The sequence below is a fragment of the Cyanobacteriota bacterium genome, assembly GCA_025054735.1.
Lineage (GTDB): Bacteria > Cyanobacteriota > Cyanobacteriia > SKYG9 > SKYG9 > SKYG9.
This window is the reverse complement of sequence record JANWZG010000539.1, coordinates 1-2,113: the sequence shown is the minus strand read 5'-3', so window position 1 is coordinate 2,113 and position 2,113 is coordinate 1. Positions and strand designations below refer to the sequence as shown.

Below are 2,113 nucleotides of genomic sequence, written 5' to 3'. Positions count from 1 at the left end.
CATGGTTACCATTGCCATTTGTTAAGAGTCCCCAGTATTCTAGCTTAGGGGTTGTTGCAATGAGACGGATAGTTAGTGTGGAGACTGCCATGACCCGATTATTGACCCAAGCCACTATTGTGACGATGAATCCCAACCGGGACGTGCTGGAAAATGGAGCCATTTGCATCCAGGACGATCGCATCCGAGCTGTGGGCAACACAGACACGTTGGTGTCTCAGTATCCAGATGCTACGGTATTCAATTGTCGCGATCGAGTAATCATCCCCGGCATGATTAATACCCATACTCACCTATTCCAAACGCTGCTGAAGGGTTTAGGTGACGATCGGGTTTTGAAAGACTGGTTCACATGCATGACTGGGCCTTCTGCTGTTCACCTCACTCCAGAAGACTGCTACGCTGCTGCTCGCCATGGATGTGTGGAAGCCATTAAGTCTGGCACCACGACAGTTGTAGACTTTATGTATGCCCATCCCCGCAGCCATCTCACTGAGGCAGTAATCCACGCTTTTCAAGAAATTGGCATTCGAGGCATCGTCGCCAGGGGTTATCTGACCCTGGGCGCAGACGTTGGCGTGCCTGAGCCTTTGATAGAACCGCTAGACCAAGCCCTGGAAGATGCTTGTGCCCTGATTGAAAAACACAACACTCCTGGCGCTAGGGTTCAGGTGGGACTGGCTCCCTGCATGATTTGGAGCGTAGACACCGAGACATTACAGCAAACTCGCAAGCTAGCCCACGACTTAAAGGCTCTAATCACAATTCACATTGCCGAAACTCCCTTTGAGATTGAAAACTCGATGCGGCGTTTTGGCATGTCAGATTTGCAATACCTTCATCACATCGACTTTCTGGGGCCAGATGTATTGGCGGTACATTGCGTCTATTGTGAGCAACGCGAAATCCGGATTATGAAGCTACACGATGTCAAGGTATCTCACAACCCTTGCAGCAACATGTACCTAGCCTCTGGTTTTGCGCCTATTCCCGATATGCTGCTGGCAGGAGTAACGGTAGGATTGGCCTGTGACGGGCCAGCTAGCAACAATAATAGCAATATGATCCATACACTAAAGTTTGGAGCATTAATTCATAAAGGCTATCACCGTGATCCTACGATTATCACGGCAGAAAAGGTGTTAGAAATGGCCACGATCGATGGTGCCCGTGCCATTGGCCTTGACCATGAAATTGGCTCGATTGAACCAGGCAAAAAGGCCGATCTGGTAGTACTCAACCTAGACAATGTGTTTGTAACCCCTGTCCATGCCCCAGTGTCTTCTCTGGTTTACTCTGCCTTGGGCAACGAACCCGAAACGGTGATTATTGATGGCCAGGTTGTGATGCACGATCGCCAGATGGTTACGGTGTCTGAAGAGGATGTGATGCAAGAAGCTCAACAGGCTGCGGATGCCCTTGCTGAGCGTGCAGGCACCAGTCGCTTTAAGCACCGCCCTTGGCGATCGCTAGCCGTGTAGTGCGGTTCGGTAAACCGTATCCCCCAAAAAGTTGTCATCAGTGCCACTCTTCGATACATTAGCACTCAGAGGTTGAGAGTGCTAAGTCTTAGACTTGGTAGCTTACCTCAGAGCTTTACGTTAATGAGTAAGTAGTTAATTGGAGAAGTGTATGGCAGCCGTATCTTTGAGTGTTTCGACTGTGAAGCCTCTCGGCGATCGTGTGTTCGTTAAGGTCAGCGCTGCTGAGGAGAAAACCGCAGGCGGCCTATACTTGCCTGATACCGCCAAGGAGAAGCCTCAAGTAGGTGAAATCGCTGCGGTTGGCCCTGGTAAGCGCAACGATGACGGCACCCGCCAAGAGCTAGAAGTGAAAGTTGGTGACAAAGTGCTGTACTCCAAGTACGCTGGTACGGATATCAAGCTTGGTAGCGAAGAGTACGTACTTTTGTCTGAAAAGGATATTTTGGCGATCGTCGGCTAAATTATCCTGCATTTTTGTCCGTAGTCCCCGTTACTCGCTGGTCGGTGCATGAGGTGTAACGAGGACGTATGACCAACGACCAACCATGATCAACAGTTAGTGGAGTAGTTCTGAACTATGGCTAAACGGATTATTTACAACGAGAATGCTCGTCGTGCCCTAGAGAAGG

At 49.8% G+C, this 2,113-nt stretch carries 2 protein-coding genes; both read left to right on the top strand.

Going from position 1 to position 2,113, the window contains the following annotated elements; all coding sequences use genetic code 11:
- The first annotated feature begins 89 nt into the window (after positions 1-89).
- Complete coding sequence (locus NZ772_17860) at positions 90-1,481, top strand: amidohydrolase (protein ID MCS6815420.1); 1,392 nt, start codon at positions 90-92, stop codon at positions 1,479-1,481.
- A 151-nt stretch (positions 1,482-1,632) separates the two neighbouring features.
- The gene (gene groES, locus NZ772_17855) at positions 1,633-1,944 is read left to right on the top strand and encodes a co-chaperone GroES (GenBank protein MCS6815419.1); all 312 of its coding nucleotides are present in this window, start codon (positions 1,633-1,635) and stop codon (positions 1,942-1,944) included.
- Positions 1,945-2,113: the final 169 nt, after the last annotated feature.

Excerpts from the sequence above, each read along its gene's own strand:
- NZ772_17860 (MCS6815420.1), top strand. The coding sequence starts at position 90 with ATGACCCGATTATTGACCCAAGCCACTATTGTGACGATGAATCCCAAC.
- groES (MCS6815419.1), top strand. The coding sequence starts at position 1,633 with ATGGCAGCCGTATCTTTGAGTGTTTCGACTGTGAAGCCTCTCGGCGAT.